The sequence below is a fragment of the Filomicrobium insigne genome (assembly GCF_900104305.1).
GTDB classification, from domain to species: Bacteria; Pseudomonadota; Alphaproteobacteria; order Rhizobiales; family Hyphomicrobiaceae; genus Filomicrobium; species Filomicrobium insigne.
Genome location: NZ_FNJC01000004.1, coordinates 365,195 through 388,202 on the forward strand (window position 1 = coordinate 365,195; position 23,008 = coordinate 388,202).

21 protein-coding genes are annotated in these 23,008 nt (G+C 56.4%); 10 read left to right on the forward strand and 11 right to left on the reverse strand.

Annotation, left to right across the window (positions count from 1 at the left end; genetic code table 11):
* Nucleotides 1-219 precede the first annotated feature (219 nt).
* Nucleotides 220-972 (reverse strand): SDR family NAD(P)-dependent oxidoreductase, encoded by a 753-nt coding sequence (locus BLS30_RS15380; protein WP_090230070.1) that lies wholly within the window; start codon nt 970-972, stop codon nt 220-222.
* A 130-nt stretch (nt 973-1,102) separates the two neighbouring features.
* Here BLS30_RS15380 and BLS30_RS15385 point away from each other — a divergent pair, with 130 nt between their 5' ends.
* Nucleotides 1,103-1,693, forward strand: coding sequence for a TetR/AcrR family transcriptional regulator (locus tag BLS30_RS15385; RefSeq protein ID WP_090230072.1), 591 nt, complete (start codon nt 1,103-1,105; stop codon nt 1,691-1,693).
* A gap of 110 nt (nt 1,694-1,803) precedes the next feature.
* Here BLS30_RS15385 and BLS30_RS15390 read toward each other — a convergent pair whose 3' ends face one another.
* Both BLS30_RS15390 and BLS30_RS15395 read right to left on the reverse strand, forming a co-directional pair.
* Complete coding sequence (locus BLS30_RS15390; RefSeq protein ID WP_090230074.1) at nt 1,804-4,962, reverse strand: efflux RND transporter permease subunit; 3,159 nt, start codon at nt 4,960-4,962, stop codon at nt 1,804-1,806.
* A 32-nt stretch (nt 4,963-4,994) separates the two neighbouring features.
* Complete coding sequence (locus BLS30_RS15395) at nt 4,995-6,098, reverse strand: efflux RND transporter periplasmic adaptor subunit (RefSeq protein ID WP_046478427.1); 1,104 nt, start codon at nt 6,096-6,098, stop codon at nt 4,995-4,997.
* A 632-nt stretch (nt 6,099-6,730) separates the two neighbouring features.
* On the opposite strand from BLS30_RS15395, the gene BLS30_RS15400 reads away from it, so the two are divergent.
* Together BLS30_RS15400 and BLS30_RS15405 are read left to right on the forward strand one after the other, a co-directional pair.
* Nucleotides 6,731-8,977 carry a lysylphosphatidylglycerol synthase domain-containing protein gene (locus BLS30_RS15400; protein ID WP_090230077.1) on the forward strand — a complete coding sequence of 749 codons (2,247 nt, stop codon included), beginning with the start codon at nt 6,731-6,733 and terminating at the stop codon, nt 8,975-8,977.
* A 36-nt stretch (nt 8,978-9,013) separates the two neighbouring features.
* Complete coding sequence (locus BLS30_RS15405) at nt 9,014-9,946, forward strand: TAXI family TRAP transporter solute-binding subunit (protein WP_090230080.1); 933 nt, start codon at nt 9,014-9,016, stop codon at nt 9,944-9,946.
* 12 nt (nt 9,947-9,958) lie between these two features.
* Here the strand turns inward: BLS30_RS15405 and BLS30_RS15410 are convergent, their stop codons facing one another.
* On the reverse strand, nt 9,959-10,387 hold the full coding sequence (locus tag BLS30_RS15410; protein WP_244512472.1) for a GNAT family N-acetyltransferase: 429 nt from the start codon (nt 10,385-10,387) through the stop codon (nt 9,959-9,961).
* A 97-nt stretch (nt 10,388-10,484) separates the two neighbouring features.
* Nucleotides 10,485-11,234, reverse strand: a complete 750-nt coding sequence (locus BLS30_RS15415) for a GGDEF domain-containing protein (protein WP_170832492.1) — start codon at nt 11,232-11,234, stop codon at nt 10,485-10,487.
* A 246-nt stretch (nt 11,235-11,480) separates the two neighbouring features.
* Between BLS30_RS15415 and dusA the strand changes: the two genes are divergently transcribed.
* Genes dusA through BLS30_RS15430 form a run of 3 tightly spaced genes read left to right on the forward strand, consistent with a single transcriptional unit; the run spans nt 11,481 to nt 14,129 of the window.
* The gene (gene dusA, locus BLS30_RS15420) at nt 11,481-12,485 is read left to right on the forward strand and encodes a tRNA dihydrouridine(20/20a) synthase DusA (protein ID WP_090230086.1); all 1,005 of its coding nucleotides are present in this window, start codon (nt 11,481-11,483) and stop codon (nt 12,483-12,485) included.
* 56 nt (nt 12,486-12,541) lie between these two features.
* Nucleotides 12,542-13,375, forward strand: a complete 834-nt coding sequence (locus BLS30_RS15425; protein WP_090230088.1) for a sulfite exporter TauE/SafE family protein — start codon at nt 12,542-12,544, stop codon at nt 13,373-13,375.
* A 4-nt stretch (nt 13,376-13,379) separates the two neighbouring features.
* The gene (locus tag BLS30_RS15430; protein ID WP_170832493.1) at nt 13,380-14,129 is read left to right on the forward strand and encodes a thioredoxin family protein; all 750 of its coding nucleotides are present in this window, start codon (nt 13,380-13,382) and stop codon (nt 14,127-14,129) included.
* Between the two features lie 27 nt (nt 14,130-14,156).
* On the opposite strand, the gene BLS30_RS15435 is transcribed toward BLS30_RS15430, so the two are convergent.
* The 6 genes from BLS30_RS15435 to BLS30_RS15460 all read right to left on the reverse strand — a co-directional run bounded on the left by BLS30_RS15435 (nt 14,157) and on the right by BLS30_RS15460 (nt 20,052).
* Nucleotides 14,157-14,714, reverse strand: coding sequence for an AAA family ATPase (locus BLS30_RS15435; protein ID WP_090230093.1), 558 nt, complete (start codon nt 14,712-14,714; stop codon nt 14,157-14,159).
* Between the two features lie 387 nt (nt 14,715-15,101).
* The gene (locus tag BLS30_RS15440) at nt 15,102-16,601 is read right to left on the reverse strand and encodes a phosphomannomutase/phosphoglucomutase (protein WP_046478433.1); all 1,500 of its coding nucleotides are present in this window, start codon (nt 16,599-16,601) and stop codon (nt 15,102-15,104) included.
* Between the two features lie 168 nt (nt 16,602-16,769).
* Nucleotides 16,770-17,330, reverse strand: coding sequence for a retropepsin-like aspartic protease family protein (locus tag BLS30_RS15445; RefSeq protein WP_090230324.1), 561 nt, complete (start codon nt 17,328-17,330; stop codon nt 16,770-16,772).
* A gap of 79 nt (nt 17,331-17,409) precedes the next feature.
* Entirely contained in the window at nt 17,410-18,117 is a 708-nt protein-coding gene (locus BLS30_RS15450; RefSeq protein ID WP_244512475.1) for a retropepsin-like aspartic protease family protein, read from the reverse strand.
* Nucleotides 18,118-18,120: 3 nt separating this feature from the next.
* Nucleotides 18,121-18,300 (reverse strand): DUF1289 domain-containing protein, encoded by a 180-nt coding sequence (locus BLS30_RS15455; RefSeq protein WP_342027550.1) that lies wholly within the window; start codon nt 18,298-18,300, stop codon nt 18,121-18,123.
* Nucleotides 18,301-18,399: 99 nt separating this feature from the next.
* The gene (locus BLS30_RS15460) at nt 18,400-20,052 is read right to left on the reverse strand and encodes a sensor histidine kinase (protein ID WP_090230096.1); all 1,653 of its coding nucleotides are present in this window, start codon (nt 20,050-20,052) and stop codon (nt 18,400-18,402) included.
* A 213-nt stretch (nt 20,053-20,265) separates the two neighbouring features.
* Between BLS30_RS15460 and BLS30_RS15465 the strand changes: the two genes are divergently transcribed.
* From BLS30_RS15465 to BLS30_RS15480, 4 genes are all read left to right on the forward strand, one after another.
* Nucleotides 20,266-20,745 (forward strand): thermonuclease family protein, encoded by a 480-nt coding sequence (locus tag BLS30_RS15465; RefSeq protein ID WP_244512477.1) that lies wholly within the window; start codon nt 20,266-20,268, stop codon nt 20,743-20,745.
* A gap of 49 nt (nt 20,746-20,794) precedes the next feature.
* Entirely contained in the window at nt 20,795-21,406 is a 612-nt protein-coding gene (locus BLS30_RS15470; protein WP_090230101.1) for a glutathione S-transferase family protein, read from the forward strand.
* Between the two features lie 114 nt (nt 21,407-21,520).
* Entirely contained in the window at nt 21,521-22,267 is a 747-nt protein-coding gene (locus tag BLS30_RS15475) for an MBL fold metallo-hydrolase (protein WP_090230104.1), read from the forward strand.
* A gap of 78 nt (nt 22,268-22,345) precedes the next feature.
* Nucleotides 22,346-22,987 carry a uracil-DNA glycosylase family protein gene (locus BLS30_RS15480; RefSeq protein ID WP_046480380.1) on the forward strand — a complete coding sequence of 214 codons (642 nt, stop codon included), beginning with the start codon at nt 22,346-22,348 and terminating at the stop codon, nt 22,985-22,987.
* Nucleotides 22,988-23,008 lie beyond the last annotated feature (21 nt).

Sequence of the window (23,008 nt, forward strand, 5' to 3'; positions counted from 1 at the left end):
ACGCGGAGCAGGAATTGATTGCGGCTCATGACTGCCTCCTGTGACTTTTTGATTGGCTGCTGTCGGGCAACAGTTCCCCGTTCGGTGTGTCGAGCGTCAGCGGAGGTCGCTGTCGTTCGGCACGCCGGGACATGGGTGAAAGTGATGTGAGAGGCGGTAGATCAGGACACTTGGCTGAGTGCCGGATCCTCCAGAAGTGGTTGGGGGCGGCTTAGGGAATTAGGCTGTGTAACCCCCGTCGATTGTCAGGACGGTGCCGGTTACATACGAAGCCGCTGGGCTTGCGAGGAATGCTACGCCTGCTGCGATTTCTTCCGGGCGACCGTACCGACCGAGGGCCGTCACGGCATTAAGGTGACTGGCAAAATCACCGTCCGCCGGGTTCATGTCCGTATCAACAGCGCCGGGTTGCACCACGTTGACTGTGATGTTGCGCGATGCGAGGTCGCGCGCGATGCCCTTTGTGTAACCAACGATAGCGCCCTTCGTCGCCGCGTAGTCGGCGAGATTTGGAAAGCCGACGCGCGTTGCAATGGCGGACCCGATTGTGATGATCCGGCCGTTATCGCTTAGGACTTTGGATGCTTCGCGAATGGCCGCAACAACGCCGTTCACGTTGATGGCCTGCTGGCGATCAAGTGCGTTGTAGTCATTGTTCGCGTCGTCGCCGACCGCACCGGTCACGAACACACCGGCGTTGTTGACGAGGATGTCCAGGCGACCAAATTTGTCGACGACAGCCTTTACGAGACCAGCCGCCTCTGTGGGATTGGCTTGGTCAGCCTTGAAAGCTGCGGCCTTGACACCTTTCTTTTCAAGTTCGCGAACGACGGCCTCAGCCTTGTCTGCTGAGGCTGCGTAACTGATTGCGACGTGGGCGCCTTCGTTGGCGAGTGCGTATGCCGCTGCTGCGCCGATTCCGCGAGATGCTCCTGTGACAAGAGCAACCTTACCTTTGAGGGAATGTGACATTGTATGCCTCGTGCTCTATATTTGTACTGTACGGTACACATATAGGTCTGGCATCCGGGCTGTCAATCACTATTTGTATCGATGAGTATGTTAATGGTATAGGGGGTTCGTTCAAGAAAGGAGAAGAGCGGTGCAGAAAGGCCGTCCGAGAGAATTCGATACTGACAAAGCGCTAGATAAGGCCCTCCACGTTTTCTGGAGTCGGGGCTATGAAGGAACGTCTTTGTCCGATCTAACCGAGGCCATGGGCATCAATCGCCCGAGCCTCTATGCCGCGTTCGGCAACAAGGAGGAGTTATTCCGCCTCGCCTTGGACCGTTATGTCGAGACCGGGCCGGGTGCACTCCAACGTGCCGCATTGGAAGAGCCCACCGCCCGCGCCGTGGTTGAGCGACTCCTTACAAGCGCAGCCAAGAGCTTGACGGATCCCTGTAACCCACGTGGTTGTCTTGCCGTCCAGGGCGCTTTGTCGTGTGGTGAAGCCGCACAGTCCATCAAGGATGAGCTGTGCTCACGCCGGTCCGCCAGTGAAACAGCGCTTCGCGCACGACTTGAACGGGCCAAAGTGGAGGGTGACTTGTCGCCTGACAGCGATCCGGCTTCTCTTGCACGCTATGTGGAGACGGTTGTTCAGGGCATGTCGGTTCAAGCGTCAGGTGGCGCGTCGCACGCGGATCTCCTGAACGTGGTGGAGATGTCATTGAAGGCGTGGCCTGACTGATCGGCTAGCTGGTACAAGTCTGACAACTCCTCAATCTCAAGCCATCGCGAAATTCGCTTGCGACGCTTTTAAGCGGGCAACGTCTCGCACCGGCGGTGCGCCGATAGTCATCAGGCTTTGGAGGTCTCCGCGCCGCTCGCAGTAGACGGCGAGCGGATGTACTGAAACACAAGAGCTGTGAGCGACGGCAGGAACGTCAAGGTGACGATCGTGCTGCCGAGAATCCCGAACAGAACGATCGCTCCAACGCCGCGATAAAGCTCGGTTCCGGCGCCGGGGATGAAGACGAGTGGCGCCAAGGCGATGATCGTCGTCAGGGTTGTCATTGTGATGGGGCGTATACGGGATTGAACCGCTTCAGTGACGGCTTGCCGCGCGTCCATGCCCATCTCCCGAACGTTATATGACGTACGGTCCACGACAAGAATTGGGTTGTTTACCACTGTTCCCATCAGGATCAGGAAGCCCAGCATCGAGATCATGTCGAAGGGCTGATGGAAGCCCGTCAGTCCAATTGAAGGCAAGGCCGCGCCAGCCAAGTTCATGAGCGCCAGCCCGACAATGCCGCTTGCGATGCCGAGAGGTATCGTCGTCATAATCAGTATCGGATAGCCCCAGTGGCTGAAGACTGCGACCAGCAACAAATAGATGATGATGATGGCCACCACGTAGTTGCCGGAGAGCGCATCACGCGTGCGTTCCAGTTGGTCGCTTGCCCCTGAGATGTCGAGAGCAATGTTCTGCGGAATTTGGCCGGTCCGCCGTAAATGCTCGACGACTTCCCGCTCGACGATTTCAACGCCGGTTTCAAGCGCAATGGACGGCGGGGGGATGATGTTGAGTGTCACCGTTCGTCTTCCGTTTATGCGCCGGATGGTGCTCGTATCGACAGTTTCGCGTACGTCCGCGAGTGCGGACAGCGGCACCATCGTTCCTTGCGGTGTGTAAACGGGCAGCTTCTCGATATTTTCGACGGCGACGTTGGAGGGATCGTGCGCGTAGAAGTAGAGATCGATCTTCTCGTCGTCTTGATAGAAATATCCGGCAAAGGCGCCGTCCGTCAGTGCTGCGACGGTAAAGCCGAGATCATTGGCGTTCATGCCAAGCTCTGCAGCACGTTGCCAATTGGGCCGTATTTCCACGAGGGGCTGCGAGAGGGTTAGCGTAGGCGGATCGGCTTGAATCCGTGGGTTGTTGAAGACTTCCCCCGCTCGGCGGTATGCGGCTGCGGCGACCGCAAAAATGTCTTCAAGCCTCGGGCCGGAAATATCGAGGCTGACGCTCCGCGTCCCCCCATCATTGCTGGTAATGATTGAGCCTCGCGAGGCGAAGGCCTGCATACCGGCGTAGGTCTGATACTTGGCCGATATAGCCGTCATAAACGGTTCTATATCAGCGGGATCGACTGTTTCACCGATGATGCGAAGACCTTCGGCATTCACTCTCAAAAAAACGTATTTGAGAGCTGGGAAGGGGACTTCGCCGCGCTTGAAACGCTCAGGGTCGTCGTTGACGTACTGCAGGAGTTCAGTCTGCAATCCCAAGCCGAGTCGGTGCATCGTTTCGAGATTGTAGCCGGGCGGTGCGTTCATTCGGGCGAAGACCTTTGGCTCTTCGCCCTCGGGCAAATATTCTGCGGACGGAGTCAAATACGTGATGACGGCGGTGCCCAATCCAGTGATCACCGCAATACACATCACGGCGCGTACGCGGCTTTTCACGAGCCAGCCGACGAGCGTGGTTGAACCCGCTTCGAGCATGCTCCCGGTCTGCTTGTTCTTTCCTGCAATGTCGATGCGTGCGCAGGCTGTCGGGATCACCGTGATGGCTACGAGCATCGAAGCCAATACGGACGCAGCGACCGCAATCGCAATGTCAGAGTAAAGCTGCCCTGCTTCTTCCTCGATGAAGACGATGGGGACGAACACCAGCACGGTTGTCATCGTGGATGCGATCACAGCGGGCCAAACCTTGCGTACCCCCTCGATCGCGGCCTGCATTCGGTCAAGGCCCCGCCGCCGCTCGTATTCGATGCTTTCGAGCACGACAATGGAATTGTCGACTGTCATGCCGATGGCAAACGCAACGCCTGCGAGCGAGATGACGTTGATGGTGCGCCCGAATAGCAAAAGGCCGAGGAAGGCTGCGATCGTACAGATCGGAATGCCGATGACGCCGATTAGTGTTCCCGACAAGGTGCGCAGGAACAGAAACATTACGAGGGTTGCGAGAACCGCGCCGATGGCGAGGTTCGTCCAGACATTCGTGATTGAGGCTTCAACGTACACAACGTCGTCGGCGGTGAGTTCCAGGGCCATACCGGCGGGTTTCAGCACATTCCGGTTTATCGCTTCCATTTCTTCGAGCACCAGCTTTTTGATGTCGATGACGTTGGAGCCGGCTTCCCGTTGGATGGAAAGGAATATGATCGGTTTGCCGTTGACGTAAGCGTGCTGTCGTATCTCGAAGTGATCGAGTCTCACATCGGCCACATCACGGAGTCTGGTGACCGTGTCGCCGCGGCGAACGATGATCAGGTCTTTGAGTGACTCCAAGTCGTCGAAGCGACCTATGGTGCGTAACAAGTACCGGCGCTTGCCGCTTTCGATTTCGCCGCCGGATGTGTCGCGGTTTCTTGAGGCTAGCGCATTGCGAACATCGGAGAGGGTGAGCCCGCGTTCTGCCAGAGCTGGGGCGTTGACGAGAATCTGAACCTGTTTTTCTGCGCCACCACCAATATTGACGCGCGAAACGTTTGGCACCCCTTCGAGACGAACCCGCACGTGGTCGTCGACGAAGTCGCGCATCATGTCCATGTCGAGCTGGTTTGGATTCCCGTCCAGCGGCGAGACGCGCAAGTACATGAATGAGTTTGCGCTGAAGGAACTTGCGAAGATGCGCGGCTGGTCAACGTTCTCAGGGTAGGATGGGACTTGGCTTAGCGCGTTGTTGATACGTATCAGCGTTTCGTTGAGGTCGATGTCGTAGGGAAATTCAAGTTCAATTTCCGCACTGCCGCTCGATGAACGCGAGATGATCCGTTCGAGGCTTGGAATCGAGCGGAGGTATTCCTCTTGCTCGATGAGAATTTCCTTCTCGATATCTTGCGGTGTCGCGCCAGACCAAGTGGTTTCGACGGTGACGGTCCTTACGTCGAGGTCCGGAATCATCTGCACGGGAATGCGCATCGTTGCTACGATGCCTATAACGCAAACGATCAGTGTGATCACTGCCGTTAGCGTGCCTCTCTTGATCAAGGCCTCGAACACGATGGCAATCCTTTCGTGGCGCTGATCACGGTTCAGCTCGAGAGCCGAACGGCTTGTCCCTCATTTAATGATTCATTGCCGCGGACAACGACCTGATCATCGAGTTTGAGGCCGGAGCGAATCTCCGTCAGCCCATCAAATGAAATACCGATTTCGACACGCCGTTCGCGAACCAGATTTGCCTTGCCATTCGGTTCGACGACCCAAACCGTGATGCGGCCATCAGGTTGGCGTAGCAGAGCGTCGCGGCTGACAACGAGACCCTTCCTATTCGTTTGCAGGCTTATGCTTGCGCGCGCCGACATCCCCGGCGTGATGTCGCTGCGCTCGGTCTTAGGAATGACCCGCAGGGTAAATGTACGTGCGGTCGGATCGCTCACTGGGATGATTGCTTCGACGCGGGCTGGAACATTGGTATTTGGGACGGCGTCGAAGTTCAGATTGATGTCGATGTCATCGTCAATTTTCGCGAAATGCTGTTGGGGGACGGGCAGCTCGATCCGCAGGCCCGACATTTCGACCAGTTCGAAAACGGCTGTTCCAGGTACGACCCATTGACCTGCTTCAGCCAGTTTGCGTGAGATGGTTCCGGCGAATGGCGCCTTTACAACGTGTCGAACAAGGCGCTCATCGGATGCATTGCGCTGGGCGTGGAGCCGTTCCAACGTGGCTTTGCGAATTGCGATCTCTGTCTTGATCGTGTCGACAGCATTCTGCGGCCCATGCGACCTGGTAGCCAGGTCTTCCGCGATTTTTAGGCGTCTATGGGCATCCGCCAGCTGTGCTTCAGCCTCGGCGATATTAGCCAGCGTCTGTTCCTGCGTAATCTGTTCGAGTTTGGGATCCAGCTCCAGTAGGACTTCTCCGGCTTTAACCTGTGCGCCGGCGTCATAGTGAACCGTCGTGATCAAGCCTGGGACGGCGGTTGAAAGTTGCGAGACACGTCGTGAGGTCACGGTTCCGGAAAGCTCAAGCTTACTGATGAGTGGAACTTCTCGAACCCTTTCTACGATCACCGGGGCAGCATCTGCTGCATGCAGCCCTTTCGTGGGAAGTGTGAAGACCGCCGTGACAAACAGGCAAGCTAGAACTCTATAGCTCTGTCCAGCGACAATACCTGCAAGCGTCCTCAGCAACTGGTCTCTCCCAAGACTACTATGACTAAAATTTTATCATAGCATTTAGCTCAATACTCCGTAATTGAAGCCAACTTACGGAGTACATCGGGCGGGTCAACCCAGTAAATATCTTTGTTGGTCTGATATATTTTGCGCTTAGCTAAGATGTTCGCGAACTTGGAAGTTGAACGTGCAAAGCGTTCATCGCGCACATTCAGAGTATTTAACCTTTAAATGATTGCTCGAGAGAAAATGTCACCGCCGCGGAGGGGGTAAGGGGTCGGCTTTGTCTTTACTCCGCAGCCATCTGTCTGCCATGCGGTTGTTAAGGCGAAGGCTTGTTAAATCTGGTTTTGTTTGATCTGCAGTAGCTAGGGATGATGAGTGTTCAAGTAAGAATAATCCAATGAATTGCGAGAATGTCACTTTCGCTAGGTGTTTGCTTGGGTCGATGGGTTATCCCCTGCCCTCTCGCTTTCTTGAGCTCACTCGATCTGGTACCCGCACGGTCCTCGCTATACCCATGGGCATAGCGGGTTGATCCTGGTCCGAGCGCTTCTGCCTCGCCAGCGACCTTAGAAAATAATAGATATACAACCGAGCCTCAATGCGCAGGGGCTTTGTTGGGTTGGCGTGAGCAGGAGGGGGCGATGCGTCTCCAGCGCGGCATAACAATCGTTATAACAGCGCTTGCTGCGACGGTTATCGCCTTTCAGATCAACCTCACAACGGTGGTGGAAACCCTTGGTCGCGGGTTTGGGGTTCCGACTGCAGTTGCGTTTTCGTGCATCCTTGCCAATCTGCTTCTGTCGTTCCTGCGGTTCCACTACTCGTTCCGGATTCTCGGGCTTCAAGTGCCCATGTCCGACACGTTCAGGTCGTTTCTTGTCGGACACTTGGGCAGTCTTCTCATATTCAGTGTGGTCGGTCAGGCGGTCGGTCGCGCTGCGATCCTGACGAACGCCGGTGTGTCTGCTTCGGCTGTTACATTTCTTAGTCTCGTTGAGCGCATGATAGCGCTTGGATCGTTGCTAATCTTTGCGCTCATCGGCGGGGGCTACACTCTCGGATCTCTTGGCTTCGATATGGAGCATGGCGGTCTTTACCTGCTGAATCTCTTGGTCTCTCTCCCTCTGATCTTTTTGCTTTACGCGTTCTTCAATCGACGTCGTATCCGCATCCTGTTTGCTCAGCTGGCGGATCGCTTGTCGTGGCCTGCGATTGCGGGTTGCTTTCTCCTGTCAGTGGTTGCCCATTGCGCGATGCTCGGTGCGTTTTATGCGCAGTTTTCCGCGTATGATCAGCCTGTGCCGGTCGCTTCGGCGCTCGGTGCCCTGGCGGTCGTCATGTTTCTTGCTGCTTTGCCGATCAGCTTTGCCGGGTGGGGTATTCGAGAACTCAGCGCTGCGCACGTCTTGGGGCAATTGGGGGTACCGGCTGCCATCGGCGTTGCTGTCGGCGCTGCGATCGGGATTTTGTCGTTGCTGCTTGTCGCGGTTTGTTTTGTCGCGACCATTTTCCTTTCAGTACGCTCTCGCTCGCACCCCCGTTTCGCTGTTGACCGTCTAGGCGCAGAAGCCGCCAAGCATGACATCGATCGGTTGTTTGCGGCGATCATTTCTGTTCTGTTGCCTTTCGCGATTATGTTTCAGGTGCGTGTTCCAATGCCGGAGCATTCCCTGAACGTGAATCTGGCAGACATTCTTGCAATCTCGGCCTCTGCCGTTCTGGCACTTACGTGGGGTTCTACCCGGAGCACCGTACGGCGGGCCCAGTGGCTTTTTGCACCGCTGGGTGCGATCACCGCGGCGATCGTCATTTCCTTGATCGTAGGGGTCGTTTCTCACGGCTTTCTGTCGTGGGCTTTCGTTAACCGCACACTCGGTTGGTTTGTTATTCTTTCCTACGTGAGTGTTGGTCTTTTGCTGTGGGGACACGGTGGGCGTAGCCGCATTGTGCAAACGCTACGTCTCCTGGTTTCGGCCGTTGCGATCGTGGCTGCGTTACAAATTGTTTTGTTTGTGATCGACAGCATGATCGTCAAGTTGCCACGCGATATTCTTGGGAAGGAGCTTGAGGGGTTCCTCGCCGATAGGAATGCCTTTGCATTCCAGTGCGTCATTGCCTTCATTGGATACTTTTTCTTGCGGTCCTATGTGATCTGTCGCGATGCGTGGGGTTTCAGGTTGATCCCGGCGGTGCTTGCGCTTGCGGTTGTACTCGCGCAATCGCGTACCGGATGGATTATGCTTGGTGCTTCATCCCTTTTGATCTTCGTTTTGTATCCGTCCTGCCGACGCGAACTCAGCGCTGGTGTGGTGATTGGGCTGGTCTTGGCCGTCGCGATCTCAAATGTTCCGCTTCTGTGGCAAGGCGACGGTATACAGTTGGCGCAGATCAGCAAAACCGTCGTTCGCAAGGGGTCCGATCAGGAGCGTATGGAGTCAATCGTGCAGGGTCTTGAGCTCTGGCGTCAGGCTCCATTGTTGGGGCACGGGCTTGGCGGGTTTATTCATGACCGCATTGCACATGGGCAAAAGGCGCTGGTTATTCACAACGTACCTGTTTGGATCTTGGCTGAGATGGGGCTCGTCGGTTTTGCGCTCATCGCCACGGGGTTTGTGATGTTCGTTGGTGGCTTAATGAGCTATCGGCTGTTGCCCAACGCCAAAATTGTGGCGAATGCAGCCTTCATCTGTCTTGTCGCGTTTTGTCTTGGGGGGCTCACTCAGGATTTCTTTTACCAGCGTATTTTCTGGTTCATTGTGGGGCTGCTGGTTGCTCTTGCCAGTAGCGCGCCGCGCTATACGGGGCATGTCTCGTTTGTGAATGAAAGTGCGGACGCCGATCACGCTGTTGACGGACGCAGCGTGGAAAGATTGTATCCTAGCGGATAGAGGTCCTTGCGTTGTTCGGGAGATGCCGCCGTGAAAATGCCGATTGCCAGAGCAGTGCTATCGGCGTTGTTCTTCCTTTTCATTTTGCCGGTTCAAGCTGAGCCTATTCAGGTCACCTTAGCTACGGCGACACGAGGTGGTGGTTTTACACTGTTTGGGGACGTCGCCGCGGCTGCGATCAACGCCGCGGATGGCTCGATCTCTGTCAGCACCCACAACACCAAGGGCAGTGTTGAGAACATCGGTCTCCTCGAAGAGGGGAAATTCGATATCGGACTTGTTCAGGGCGTTGCGGCCTATGAAGCATTCACTGGTATCGGGCGCCAACCGGCGGACCTCAAAGTTATTGCGGCGATTTATTCAAGCCCAGGCATGTTCGCGGTGCGCGGCGACAGTTCCGCGAGGTCGGTGGGCGACTTGGTTGGAAAACCCATAGCATGGGGGACGCGTACGTCTGGTCTAACGCTCATGGCCAAGTACGTGATGGATGGGCTTGGTCTCAAGCGTGATGCCGACTTTGAGCCGCACTTTCTCGAGAAGGCCGGCGATGGGCCGGGCATGGTGCGGGAGGGGCGCGTCGCGGCACTTTGGGGCGCAGGGATCGGCTGGCCGGGGTTCACCAAGGTCATGGCGTCCGGCGGTCGGCTGATGGGCTTTTCTGCGGACGAGATCAAGGCAGTCACGGCGAAGTATTCTTTTCTTAAATCCATGACGGTCCCCGCCGGAGCCTATGAGGGGCAAAGGGAACCGGTCAACACCGTTGGGGTATGGAGCTACATCCTCGCGCGACCAGATCTTCCTGACGATACAGGCTACCGGTTGGCGAAGGCGCTGCATATGGGCCAAAGCGCAATGGTGTCTCGTCTAGATCAGGCGCGTGAGACCACGCCTGCGAACACACGGGGCGCCGCTGATGCGGACAAGATTCATCCAGGTGTCGAGAGATACTTGCGCGATCTAGGTTTGTAGTGGTGCGGCTTTTTATGGGAGCGGACGGCGCATGAAAATCGTGCCTGCAATCGGCGTGTCGTAGTAAGGCTCCGTCACCTCGAAACCGGCTTTGCCATATAGCGCAATCGCTTCTGATAATTTCGGAAGTGTGTCCAATCGTATCTCTCGATATCCGAGTTTGGTTGCTCCCTTCAGGATCCGGTTAACCAAGTGATGGCCCAATCCGCTACGGCGGGCGTCAGGCGCGACGTACAGGCGTTTCATCTCGCAGCAGGCGGGAAATTCTAACGGCCGCAAGGCGACGCATCCGATAGCGTTTCCGTTTAAAGATCGTGCGAGAAGTAGACACCCGGCGGGTGGGCCATATTCGCCAGGGAGGCTCGCCAGTTCAGCTTCGAAATTCTGATACGATAGGTCGATATTGAGGGCTGCGGCGTACGCTCGAAATAGTGTGGCCACGGCTTCAAGGTCCATCGCCGTTTGGGCCGTCTTGATATGAAAAGAGTTTTGTGTGTGCATGCGTGAAAATGTAGGGCGTGTCAGGTGGTGCTACGGATTACGTGGCCATCACCACCGTGCCGCGTCCGCTTCTCTTGCCTTCGTACATTGCGAGATCTGCGGCGTGGATCAAGTCTTCTGCGCGGCGTCCATTGGCGGGACCGATGGCGATGCCGATCGTGGCGCTGATGGCTATATTGTGCCCATTTATGCCAATCGGCTCTTCAAGTTCACGCAGGATGCCTTGCGCTAAACTCATTGCCGCCGTGCCGCCGAGAGGAGCTTCACAAAGTACGGCGAACTCGTCGCCACCCAACCGTGCGACCATGCCGCTTTTCGGAGAGCAAGACTTTAGGCGTTCCGCCACCTCGAGGAGGGCTGCGTCACCCGAGGCATGTCCCCATGTGTCGTTGATCGGTTTGAACCCATCCAAATCGATAAGGAGCACTGCGCAATCCGTGCCACGGTTCCATGAATTGCTAAGCGCCTCTCCAGCGCGTTCGGCAAAGAGTTTACGATTTGGCAGGCCTGTAAGCGTGTCATGACGCGCGGACTGGTGGGCATCTTGTTCTGCAGCCATTCTGCGCATGAGTTCGTCCGCGCGGTCGCGCATGCGCCGCCAGGCAAAAATGAGCAGTTCGGCTATCAGGATTGACGCAAGAACGAAGATTTCTTCAACTTGCAGCTTTTTTTGTTCGCTGGGCTTTAAATCCCAGTTGCGAATGAGGTCGTATTCCAGTGCCATCAAAAGGGCCGCGAAAAATATAGCAGTCGAGAAGAAGAGATAATGGACCGGCGGCGTATGCATGACACGTTTCCAAGCGGCACAGTCGTGGCTCGAAGAAGAACTATCGACCGTGGAACTCTCCGCCCGCTCGTCGACTATATTGACCGATTTATCAGCGAACATCGTATCATAATGCAGTTGACTAGCCGTTAACTTACGATACGAGGACGGCTTTCTGCGCGGGCCCCTACCCTTCTGAAAAGGATCGTGCCGTAGTAGTTGTGGGGACCGTAGCCTGTTTAAAACAACGAGAGATCTGTAACCCCAGTGCAGTTTAAGCCGCATAGATTTTGCATTGCGCCCATGATGGATTGGACTGATCGGCATTGCCGGTTTTTCCATCGGTTACTGACGCGCAAAGCACTGCTCTATACAGAGATGGTGACGGCGCCTGCGGTATTGCATGGTGCGCGCGAGCGGCTGTTGGGTTTTGCACCTGGCGAGCATCCGTTGGCACTTCAACTCGGTGGTAGTGATCCGGCGCAACTTGCTGACGCTGCGGAAATCGGAGAAGCCTTCGGATATGACGAGATCAACCTCAATGTTGGTTGTCCTTCAGATCGCGTGCAGGAGGGACGGTTTGGCGCCTGTCTGATGGCCGAGCCAGAGTTGGTCGCAAAATGCATAGCCGTTATGCGGGCACGAGTTCGCGTTCCCGTAACTGTGAAGTGTCGCATTGGAATCGACGATCAGGACAGCGAAGTGCATTTCCAGCGCTTTATCGACACGGTCGCGGATGCAGGTGCGGAGGTGTTCATTGTGCATGCGCGTAAGGCTTGGCTCAGGGGGCTGTCTCCCAAGGAAAACCGGGAGGTTCCACCGCTTGATTATGCGCGTGTCTATCGGCTTAAGTCGGCGCGGCCCGACCTCACCATCGTTATTAATGGCGGCATCGCAGACGTCGATGAAAGCGAGCGGCATCTGCAGCATGTTGATGGGGTGATGCTGGGGCGTGCTGCTTATCAGACGCCTTACCTACTTGCAGACGTGGATCAAAGGTTGTTCATATCCGACTCGGCTGTGCCGTCGCGGGGTGACGTCCTGAGACAACTCGTTCCTTACGTGGAACGGCATCTCGATGCTGGCGGCAGGCTCAATAACGTGACCCGTCATATTTTGGGGCTTTATCACGGTCGACCGCGTGCACGCGCTTTCCGGCGTCACCTGAGTGAGAACGCAGTTCGTGATGGAGCCCGCAGCGATGTCCTGTTACAGGCGATAGCTATCGCCGAGGGTGTTGCCGGCCAAGCAAGAACCGGCGCGGTCGTATAAAGGGGAGCTGCTCTTGTGCCTCAATGGGCCGGGAGAGCGTCGGAGACGTCGGGTTTATGGACATCGGTATGACTTGGGCCGGCTTCAGCATGCTGGCTTTCGCGCTTCTGGCCGCGGGCGTAATCGTAGGTTTTCTCTCTGGATTGCTTGGTATCGGTGGCGGCGGCATTTTGGTGCCGGTCCTTTACGAAACCTTCGCTGCGCTCGGCGTAGATCCGGCTATCCGGATGCACATGGCTATTGGGACATCTCTCGCTGTTATTATTCCGACGTCCCTGCGTGCGCTCATGGCTCACAGTGCTAAGGGCGTCGTGGATTGGGTTGCGGTTCGACGCATCGGCCCCTGGATCGTCATTGGCGTTGTTCTCGGCATTATGTTCGCGGATCAAGTGACCGGTACGACGCTGAAATGGGTCTGGGTGGTGTTTGGGACGCTATTTGCAGCCAAGATGGCGTTTGGACGGGATACGTGGCGCCTGGGGCATGATCTTCCTGCGTTGCCGAAGCTTGAGATCTTCAGTGTTTTAGTCGGAATCATTTCTGTTTTGATGAGCATTGGCGGTGCCGCGTTTATTGTGACCTTCCTCACGCTTTACGGACGACCAATCCTGACGGCGGTGGCAACATCGTCGGCAATCGGCCCCCTGATTGCGATACCTGGAGCTATCGGGATGATGTGGGCCGGCTGGGGGCACCCCGGCTTGCCGCCACTGTCGCTTGGATTTGTGAGTTTGCTCGGTGCGGCATTGATCGTTCCTTCGAGTGTTTTGGTGGCCCCAGTGGGGGTACGGCTCGCACACGGCGTCTCACGGCGTAAACTCGAACTGGCGTTTGCTGTGTTTCTGGTGGTCATTGTTTTGCGGTTCCTCAGCAGCCTTATCTTGGAATAGGATGATGGCGTTGCTTGCGGTTCCTGGCGAAGGCTACGGCATGCCGCTCTCGGCTCCTGGAGGAAAGGTCCATAAAATGCTTTTGCGACGGCTACGGATTGGCGTGACCTTGGGTGTTTTGGTGCTGGGTGCAGGCATCCCGGCAACGGCAAGCGATTTGCCGCCACCTATTGGTGTGGAAGAGCCGGCCGCAGCGCCGATCAAGGGCGAAGATGGGATCTATCATCAGCCTTGGTTCAACACCGCGTCGTTTCTCGATCTGCGCGAGGACTTTGAAGAGGCGCGAAAGGCAGGCAAGCGATTTGCCGTGATCTTCGAGCAGCGCGGTTGCGTGTATTGCGTGAAGATGCACACGGAAGTTCTCTCCAAGCGATATATCAATGATTATGTCCGGGAGAACTTCACCATCCTCCAATTTGATATGTGGGGCGCGCGTGAGGTTACCGACTTTGATGGCACGGCGATGCCTGAGAAGAAGCTTGCCGAGCGTTGGGGCGTGATGTTCACGCCGACCATCGTCTTCTTCAAAGACGATCTCTCCGGGCTCGATGGCAAATGGGGCCAGCCACTAGAAGTTACGCGCATGAACTTGGGTATTGGTGCGGGAACCTTCTACGATATGTTCGTTTGGATTGATCACAAGATCTACGAGCAGGACCGCAACTTCCAGCGGTTCCATCTCGCGCGGTATAATGAGCGTGAAGCATTGGCTGAAGCCAAGAAAAAGGATGCGGCCAGCAGGCCAAGCAACTGAGCTGCGGATCTGTTCGGGCTAGCTGGGTTAGCTGTTGTTGGCCTTGAGCCCAGCGGTCTCCAGGACGAACGCGCAGCGGTCTGCGACAGATGCTTTGGGAAGCTCGACGAGGACGTATCCAAGTCTCTGATAGGTGTCCGTCATCGCGTCGTATGTTCGTTGAGCTTCGTCGAAGTTCTGCTTGCGTTCGTTGTCCTGCTCGAAAATCTCTCGCCAGGGCGGAGCTATGAAGACGCGGCCATAGCGGAAGAGCTGCGCTGCGGTTTGTACGTGGGTTGGTGTCGGTACGTTTGATAGCGTCAGATAGCCGAGAACGTCGGGAATGCCGCGATCGAAGAAGACAGGGCCCTTGAGCTCGCGTGCCCGCTCGTAAGATCGCATATCCCAAGAGAGCATCAATTCGGCGAATGCCGTTGGGTCCGTCCAGGGTAGTGCTTTGCCGCCAATGGCGGCCTGTGCCTGGATGATCGCGCGACCCGCTTCTGGCGCATGCGCGTAGCCAGATTTTGCGAGCTCGGCGATGAGCGTGCTTTTGCCGGATCCGGGACCTCCGGTGAGGATGATGAAGCGGTCTATATCGTCCATATGTTCTCCATGATGCGTGGGCGTTCGAGAGGCACACATTGCCTTACGACGAACACGGGGGGCGAGGTGAGGGTGTGGGGCTTTGGGCCGGAAGTGACCGACTGTGCCAAGAGCCGTCAGCTCAGCAACGGCAGATTGTTTTGCGGAGCAGGCTCACGCGTCAGTTTTGTAATTTTTTCGAATATCGGCCAGCACTTCGTATCGATCAGGTTTGCTGGATGTCTTGGGACGGAGGATAGCTGATGCAAGCTATAGCAACGCCCAGCTCCTTAATCGATGTTTGGTGATCGTAGACTGAAATGTGGAGGTGGCGGCTGTTCCCGTCAGCCGTAGCCGCCACCTAAGTCTCGTACCGGTTTGATTTGCGGTTGGCCGTTGGCCAGAAAATCAAATCTTCTGATTGTACGCGCCGACTTCCGGTTCCTTCTGCAGTTCGGAGTCGATGTCCGCGAAGATGGCGCGCATATTCGCTTCTGACGTCGGGCTCTCCACGACGATGACGAGTTCGGGTTTGTTCGATGAGGCGCGCACCAGGCCCCATGTACCGTCTTCCAGGACGATACGCACGCCGTTGACGGTGATGAGTTCGCGAACGGACTGTCCGGCGATCTTTTCTCCCGCATCGGCTTTTGCCTGATAGTGCGCGACCATGCGGTCGACGACGCCGTACTTCACTTCGTCTCCGCATTTCGGAGACATCGTGGGTGATTGCCACGTTCGCGGGAGATCGTTCTTTAAGTCGGCCATGGACTTATCCGGATTGCGATCAAGCATGTCGCAAACGGCCAGGGCCGCGATAATGCCGTCATCATAGCCGCGGCCGAGTGGCGGATTGAAGAAGAAGTGGCCGGACTTTTCGAAGCCCACAAGCGCTTTGGTTTCATGGCTGAACCGCTTGATGTAGGAGTGCCCCGTCTTCCAATAGGTGGTCGTGGCGCCGTTCGCGTTCAGTACGGGATCAGTCATGAAAAGACCCGTCGACTTCACGTCGGCGACGAACTTGGCATCCTTGTGCAGGTTAGAGATGTCGCGTGCCAGCATGACGCCGACCTTATCGGCAAAGATTTCATGCCCCTCGTTATCGACGACCCCGCAGCGGTCGCCATCGCCGTCGAAGGCCAAACCAACGTCCGCGCCGGTTCGCTTCACCTCGTCGGCGATGGCGTGGAGCATGGCCAAATCTTCGGGATTGGGATTGTGGTTGGGGAATGCGTAATCAAGGTCGGCGTTCAGTGGAACGACCTCGCAGCCGACGGCCTCCAGGACTTGGGGGGCGAAGGCGCCTGCCGTGCCGTTCCCGCACGCGGCGACGACCTTGAGCGGGCGGGTTAGCTTCGGACGGTCGGTAAGCATGGTCAAATAGCGCCGGGCCATGTCCTCAACGAAAATATATTTGCCGCCGCCGGGAGCATCGTAGGTGCCGTCCAGTACGATGGCTTTAAGTTCGGACATTTCATCCGGGCCGAACGTCAGGGGGCGATCAAGGCCCATCTTGATGCCCGTCCAGCCGTTGTCGTTATGGCTTGCCGTGACCATGGCCACGCCTTCGACATCGAGCGCAAACTGCGCGTAATACGCCATGGGCGAGAGTGCCAGACCGATGTCATGGACCTCAAAGCCGCCAGCCAGCAGGCCCGTCATGAGCGCCTGTTTTACGGCTCCGGAGTAAGAGCGATAATCGTGTCCGACGACGATGCGCTTTTTGACGCCGCGGCGGTCGAACAGGGTTGCCATGCCGAGTCCTACGGCATTCAGCCCCATGAGGTTGATTTCCTCGGGGAATAGCCAGCGTGCGTCGTACTCGCGGAAGCCGGTGGGTTTGACGAGTGGAAAGCGCTCGAAGTCGGCGGTATTGGGCTTCAGATCTGCGCGCGGCTTGGGGAGCATTTGGTCGTCCTTATGAGAAGTCCGCCTGCAACGGCGGCAAGATCCAGCTTGTATTCAGCCTAGGAACTCCGTCTTGCGCTGGGAGCACAAGGTGAGATTCCGGCATTCCGCATATGTCTTTCGGAGAATTCGATGACAAACCGATGGCATGGCGTCAACGATGGATGATTAATCCTGAAGTACTAGAACGCCGTCGCGCATCTCAAGCCGGGAGATGCGGCCAAGAAACGACATTCCCAGGAGTGTGCCGTTTAGCCGCCCCCGTTCGGCGACGGCGGCGCGTACGTCGCGCACCTCTATGGATCCGAGACGTACGCGATCGAGCGTTACGGGAGCGACACGGGCGACGCCATTCGCAGTGTTGACGCGATGGGTGAAGTTGGACGGAGAAAGGAAAATACCGGCGTGTTCGGCATCTTCGTAGCTCATAGCTACCATCGTTGCGCCGGTGTCTACCATGGCATGGACGGTGCGTCCGTTGATCTCGATGTCGCTATTGTAGTGACCCTGGGTGTCGGCGCGAAGTTCGACGTACCCATACGGGCTGGAGCCGGGGACGGACCGGGCGTCTGTGATCTGCGTAACGTTATTCTGAGAGGAGCTGAGAGTTTGCAAAGCGAAATCGCGGATCTCAGTATAGTGCGCCGCTACAACGGCGATCATGGCTGTCGCTGCTGTCCAACTCAGGGCTTCGCTCAGAAGTGCGCGCGTTCCAGTTGATAGCGCCATATCACGAAACAACCGTGCGTTTTTGATCTGCAATTTGTGGCGACACGCCAGAGGCACCGATTGCAGGGAGCTGCGACGGTTAACTGCGGAGTGTCAAAAACTCACCCGAGAACTCATAGGACCGGAGACGTCTTAAAAAACTCATACCGAGCAGGCTTTCGTTGAGCGCTCCCGGCTTGGCAACCAAGGCCTCGACATTGTCCAGGGCAATGGGGCCGATCGAGACAGAACGCAGGCGCACGGGCGCTGCGAAGCCGGTGCCGTTTGCTGTCCGCACAGGAATTGTGAACGAGAGCGTACTTGTATCAATTCCAGCCCGTTCCGCGTCTGCGGGTTTCAGAACGACGGTTGATGCTCCGGTATCCACAAGCATGAATAGGTGAGCGCCATTGACCTTTGCGCGGGCGGTAAAGTGGCCATCATTGCGCTGACGGATGCGGACCGATGCCGGGCCGTCGCCGTTTCGGGTGACCGTCATGGTTTCGCCGGGGGGCAGCAATTCACCAGCCACGCGGTTGGCGACCATCGAAACGTCGTTGCGGTAGGTATATCCCACGATCAGCAGCAGCCCTATGACAAGCCAAATGCCGAGATGGCGAACGGCCTGCATGAAGCGGCCGCCATGGCCCATGAGCAGCACGCCTGCATAGAGGCAAATGAGGGCTGCAGAGATGACAAGAAGCCAACGTTCTAGGCCGCCCATTTCCGCAATCACAGCGGTGTTGCCGGACAGGAAATAGAATACACCGATCAAGACAGCGAGGATTGCGACGAGCCAGCCGAGCATTCGTTATACCCTCGCTTTCGCCTTGCGTTCGGGCAGAAGCGCCATGATTCGCTTGCGTTCTTCAGCGGTTAACCGGCTCCAGGATGCAATCTCGTCAATGGTTCGGTAGCAGCCTTCACACATCTCGGTTTCGTCGCTAATGGCGCAAATATTGATGCAGGGTGACTCCATAGGCGCGATCATTCCTTTGCCGGTTGCGCATCGCAATGCGGGCGACCTGCGTTTGCACGTGTGCCGTATGGATGTAAGCCGACATCCGTGTGAGTACAATCGTCAGACGGCTCAATGATGAACCACTGTGGCTGTCTTGTGCACGGTGAAGGTTGGCGTAGCGGCCTGATCGCGGACCAGCCGTGGTGGCCTGCTGGCGCGCTGTGTGACGCCGGCGTTTTGGCGGTGCCGTTCGCTTCCAAGGGGTTGCAACGGAGCGATGGCGCGCAGCACCCGTTGCCGTGGAAGGTAGACGATGGCTTCGGTACCTTTGCGCAGTTCGGACCTAAGTTCGAAGCGTCCGCCGTGGAGCTCGATCAGTTTCTTGACGATAGGCAAGCCGAGGCCGGTTCCGCCTTCCGCTGTGTGCAGGGCCAACGATCCTTGGCCAAATGCCTGCATTACTTTCGGAATTTCTTCACGCGGGATGCCTGGCCCTGTGTCCCGGACCGAAATGAAGTGTGCACCGTCAGCCGTATGGCCTACTGTCAGCTTCACGGTTCCGCCCTGCGGTGTGAATTTGAAGGCATTCGACATGAGGTTCAGCACGATCTGGCGCATAGCGCGCGGATCGGCCCAAACGGGCGGGAGTTCGGCGTCGAAATCCTCTAAGACCCGCAGATTTTTGTTATTTGCGCGCAGTTTTAACAGACGATGGCCATCTTCGACGACCTCCGTCAGGCGCAGAGGTTCTTCGTTGAGATCGTAGCGTCCCGCCTCAATGCGTGACAGGTCAAGGATCTCGTTGATCAGGTTCAGCAGATGGCTGCCGCTGTCGTGGATATTGGACGCGTACTCCCGGTATGTGGGATTGGACAGCGGTCCAAGAATTTCCGCTTTCATGACCTCCGAAAAGCCCATGATGGCGTTCAGCGGCGTGCGTAATTCATGGCTCATCGTTGCGAGGAACTGCGACTTTGCCTTGTTGGCGGCTTCGGCGCGACGGCGGGCTTCATCCGATCGAGCTTTTTCCTCTTCGAGCTCAGCGATTAACGCGTCCTTCTGGTCGCGGAACTCGAGCATTGCTTGAGCCGTCGATTTGAGGCCGATCGCTAGGAAGATGAAATAGAGGTGGACACCAACCGCCATTGTCGCGAGTGCGAAATAGAGCGGATCATTCATTTCCACGCCGAGATATGCGAGGCGCCCGACAACGGCTACCGTTACCGGAATTGTTCCGGCGTGCATGATCGGTAGAATGGAAGATGAAAACGTCATGCGGATCGCCAAAATGACAATCAGCATAGCGAAAATAAATACGTGAGCGGAAAACAGAGCTGCGGGACTCGACAGCGTATGCGCGCCGATGCCAACTAAAGCAAAGCCGGCCCATGTCATGCCGTTGATCAATTCGGCAATTACAAAACGCCGGCGCCAAACGCGCACGTCAACTTCGGCGCGGGGCAGGGCTAGGAAACGACGGCACAGCTCGAGGAGGAGCACCTTGGCGGAGATGACGAGGATCATCCACAGCGCTGCTTCCAAGGGAGTTGCCCATAACATGGAAGCGATCGAGATGATGATGGACAGCGCTGGCATGGTCGCGGCCGCTGCCATTTCGTTGCGCACGAACATCGTCAGAAGATCGTATTCGTTTTCGGGACGGAGCTCGCCGCCGTTGGTCAGGCGTTCGCGCACGGCCTTGACGTTGTCGAAGGCGCGATTGCGAGTTTCTCGACGGCCTTGGAGAGGCGCGAACTCATCTGATGTGGGAGACCAGGTCATATGTCCCGAACTTCTAATCAAGGTGAAGGAACCGCGTGGTTACGTCTGATTCCGATACAACTACATGGCCCTAGTAGGGCAGAGCTACAGTCTACACGATGTGTTAATATCTACTAAACTCATTAACTTAGTGTTTATCGGTGAGTTCAATTTGTTAAGGTCTGCGGCATGGTGAGCATGGTCTTCAGAGGCCGGACTTGGCGCAATCGATGGGTGTCAATCGCCCTGTTGGCGGGGCTTATCGCAGCTGCCTTCCTTGTGCGTCAGCTAGAACAGACCGACGTCGGCGATGTCGAAGGACATGCAACTGCGATCGACGGAGACAGCCTTTATGTGGCCGGCCGGGAGGTGCGCCTACAAGGCATTGATGCTCCGGAAGGTCAGCAGGTTTGCCGCCGCGGCGGTGCGAAATGGGAATGTGGCGAAGCTGCAACTCAAGAGCTTACTGCGCTGATCGGTGGGCAGACGGTGCGCTGCGAGGGGCTTGAGATCGACAAGCATGGGCGGCTTCTCGCTTTATGTTTTGTCGGAAATTTGAATGTCAATCAAGAAATGGTGATTCGCGGATTTGCAGTCGCCTATGGTCGATATGGCTCTGAAGAGCGAGAGGCGGCAAATTCCAATAGAGGTCTTTGGGCTGGAGAATTTGAAAGGCCACGCGATTGGCGCCGTGAGCGCGGCATCGGCAACTAATGAATTGACGTTGAGATTTGGCTTCGCGGGCCAAAACGGGGAGCACCATATGAAAATTCTAGATACGACTACGGCGCCAAATCCGAGACGTGTCCGTATTTTTTTGGCTGAAAAAGGATTGAGCGTTCCATTTGAGCCTTTCGAAATGAATATGACAAACCTGCGTTCTGAGGAATTCACAGCAATGAATCCGATGCAACGCGTTCCGATTCTCGTGCTCGATGATGGGACGTGTATCAGCGAGAGCGTCGCGATCTGCCGGTATTTTGAAGAGTCGCACCCGGAGCCCCCGCTCTTCGGCACAGGAGCGTTGGGCAAGGCGCTCGTCGAAATGTGGAACCGGCGTATGGAGCTCAATTTCTTTACGGCTGTCGGTCAAGCTTTCCGGCATCTACATCCCAACATGCGCGAGCGGGAAGTGCCTCAGGTCGCTGAGTGGGGTGAGGCGAACAAAGCAAAGTGCTTGGGCGCTCTGAAGATTCTTGATGATCAACTTGCGAACACCCAATACGTCGCGGGCGAAAACTATTCGATTGCGGACATCACAGGCCTCGTTGCTGTGGACTTTATGAAGGTTGCCCGCATCGACATGCCCGATACTCTTTCCAATGTTCAGCGCTGGTATAATGAGGTTAGTGCGAGACCGAGCGCGAAAGCCTAATTCCCATTATCATGTCCGTTTTCTGTTGCCGCGGGCATGTTCCCTAGGTAACAGCCCGTAATTTATCCCTATGGCAATCTGGGAGATCGCGGGATAGATGCGGGCAACATCGCCATGAAACTGACCATTGTGGGTTCAGGTGACGCGTTTGGTTCGGGCGGTCGATTGCAGACGAGTTTCCACGTCGCAATCGGCGAATGGAACTGTCTTATAGATTGCGGCGCGACAACCCTGATGGGGATGTCGCGTCTCGGACTCGACCCGAACGGTGTCTCCGCTATTTTTATTTCTCACCTGCACGGGGATCATTTTTCGGGGCTTGTCTGGTGGCTGCTTCACGCACGGCATGTTGCAAAGCGACAGACGCCGCTGACTATTGTCGGGCCGAGCACGATCGCGGAACGTTATCGCGCGGCAACGGAAGCTTTGTTTCCAGGCTCTTCAGATAAGAGCTTGGCCTTCGATCTGAATTTTATCGAGTTTGACGAAGCCGTGCCTTGTGAGGTCGGGCCTGTGGTGGTGACGGTCGTTCCTGTCAGCCATCCATCTGGTGCGCCTTCCTATGCGGTTCGTCTCGCCGCGGAAGGTAAGGTTGTTAGTTATTCTGGAGATACCGAATGGGTTGATGCCTTGCTTGATGTCGCTAGCGGGGCTGATGTCTACATCACGGAGTGCTTCAGTTTCGACCAAGACATTCCGCATCACATGAATTGGCAGAAGATTTCAAGCCATCTTGATGAGTTCAATGCGCGCCGTGTAGTTGTAACGCATATGGGCGATGATATGCTGTCGCGAGTGGCAGCTGGTCTTGATGTTGGTGACGTAATCCTTGCAAAAGATGGACTCAGTCTCGACGTTTGATGTTTGGTCATTTGAGTAAAGGTGAGTTCCATTCCTCCTGCCTCCGCACATCGCCAGGCAAAGAACGCGGCTAGCGGGCTGGGGCGTTTGTTGCGTGAGATCTCTGGGTGCCGTGTGTGCGTTGACACACCGACCGGCCAGCCTTTGCCGCATGAGCCTCGTCCCGTTCTGCGCGTACGATCGAGCGCGCGCGTTGGGGTTTTTGGGCAAGCACCGGGGCTGCGCGCCCATGATGCCGGGCTTCCATTCAAAGATCCCTCCGGCGTTCGTTTGCGTGAATGGATGGGCGTCGATGAACAAGAATTCTACGATGAGGACCGTATTGCCTTCGTTCCGATGGGCTTTTGCTTTCCTGGCTACAATGAGAAGGGTAGCGACCTGCCGCCGCGCCGGGAATGTGCGCGGACCTGGCGTGCCCGGCTCATCAAGGAGCTCCCCAACCTCGAACTCGTCTTGTTGGTTGGCTCTTATGCGCAGCGCTGGCATTTGCCGGAGGCTCGTAGGCAGTCCCTGACGGATGTCGTGCGCGCTTGGAGAGAGACTTACGAGCAGAGTGATTTTCCTCGTTTTATTCCCTTACCGCATCCGTCTTGGCGCAATTCAGCTTGGTTGAAAGCGAACCCATGGTTTGAGGTGGACGTTTTGCCGGTGGTACGATCTGAAGTGCGCAGACTTATTGCGACGGCGTCGGACCCTGTTGCGCACGACGGTGGACGTTAGAAACCGCCATCCGCGACCGGT

What these genes read in the sequence shown, in the direction of transcription:
- BLS30_RS15475 (WP_090230104.1), top strand. Translation starts at nt 21,521, where the DNA reads ATGAAACTGACCATTGTGGGTTCAGGTGACGCGTTTGGTTCGGGCGGT.
- BLS30_RS15435 (WP_090230093.1), bottom strand. Translation starts at nt 14,714, where the DNA reads ATGGACGATATAGACCGCTTCATCATCCTCACCGGAGGTCCCGGATCC.
- BLS30_RS15430 (WP_170832493.1), top strand. Translation starts at nt 13,380, where the DNA reads ATGGCGTTGCTTGCGGTTCCTGGCGAAGGCTACGGCATGCCGCTCTCG.
- BLS30_RS15380 (WP_090230070.1), bottom strand. Translation starts at nt 972, where the DNA reads ATGTCACATTCCCTCAAAGGTAAGGTTGCTCTTGTCACAGGAGCATCT.
- BLS30_RS15445 (WP_090230324.1), bottom strand. Translation starts at nt 17,330, where the DNA reads ATGGCGCTATCAACTGGAACGCGCGCACTTCTGAGCGAAGCCCTGAGT.
- BLS30_RS15470 (WP_090230101.1), top strand. Translation starts at nt 20,795, where the DNA reads ATGAAAATTCTAGATACGACTACGGCGCCAAATCCGAGACGTGTCCGT.
- BLS30_RS15425 (WP_090230088.1), top strand. Translation starts at nt 12,542, where the DNA reads ATGGACATCGGTATGACTTGGGCCGGCTTCAGCATGCTGGCTTTCGCG.
- BLS30_RS15460 (WP_090230096.1), bottom strand. Translation starts at nt 20,052, where the DNA reads ATGACCTGGTCTCCCACATCAGATGAGTTCGCGCCTCTCCAAGGCCGT.
- BLS30_RS15440 (WP_046478433.1), bottom strand. Translation starts at nt 16,601, where the DNA reads ATGCTCCCCAAGCCGCGCGCAGATCTGAAGCCCAATACCGCCGACTTC.
- BLS30_RS15400 (WP_090230077.1), top strand. Translation starts at nt 6,731, where the DNA reads ATGCGTCTCCAGCGCGGCATAACAATCGTTATAACAGCGCTTGCTGCG.
- BLS30_RS15415 (WP_170832492.1), bottom strand. Translation starts at nt 11,234, where the DNA reads ATGCATACGCCGCCGGTCCATTATCTCTTCTTCTCGACTGCTATATTT.
- BLS30_RS15405 (WP_090230080.1), top strand. Translation starts at nt 9,014, where the DNA reads ATGCCGATTGCCAGAGCAGTGCTATCGGCGTTGTTCTTCCTTTTCATT.
- BLS30_RS15450 (WP_244512475.1), bottom strand. Translation starts at nt 18,117, where the DNA reads ATGCTCGGCTGGCTCGTCGCAATCCTCGCTGTCTTGATCGGTGTATTC.
- BLS30_RS15455 (WP_342027550.1), bottom strand. Translation starts at nt 18,300, where the DNA reads ATGATCGCGCCTATGGAGTCACCCTGCATCAATATTTGCGCCATTAGC.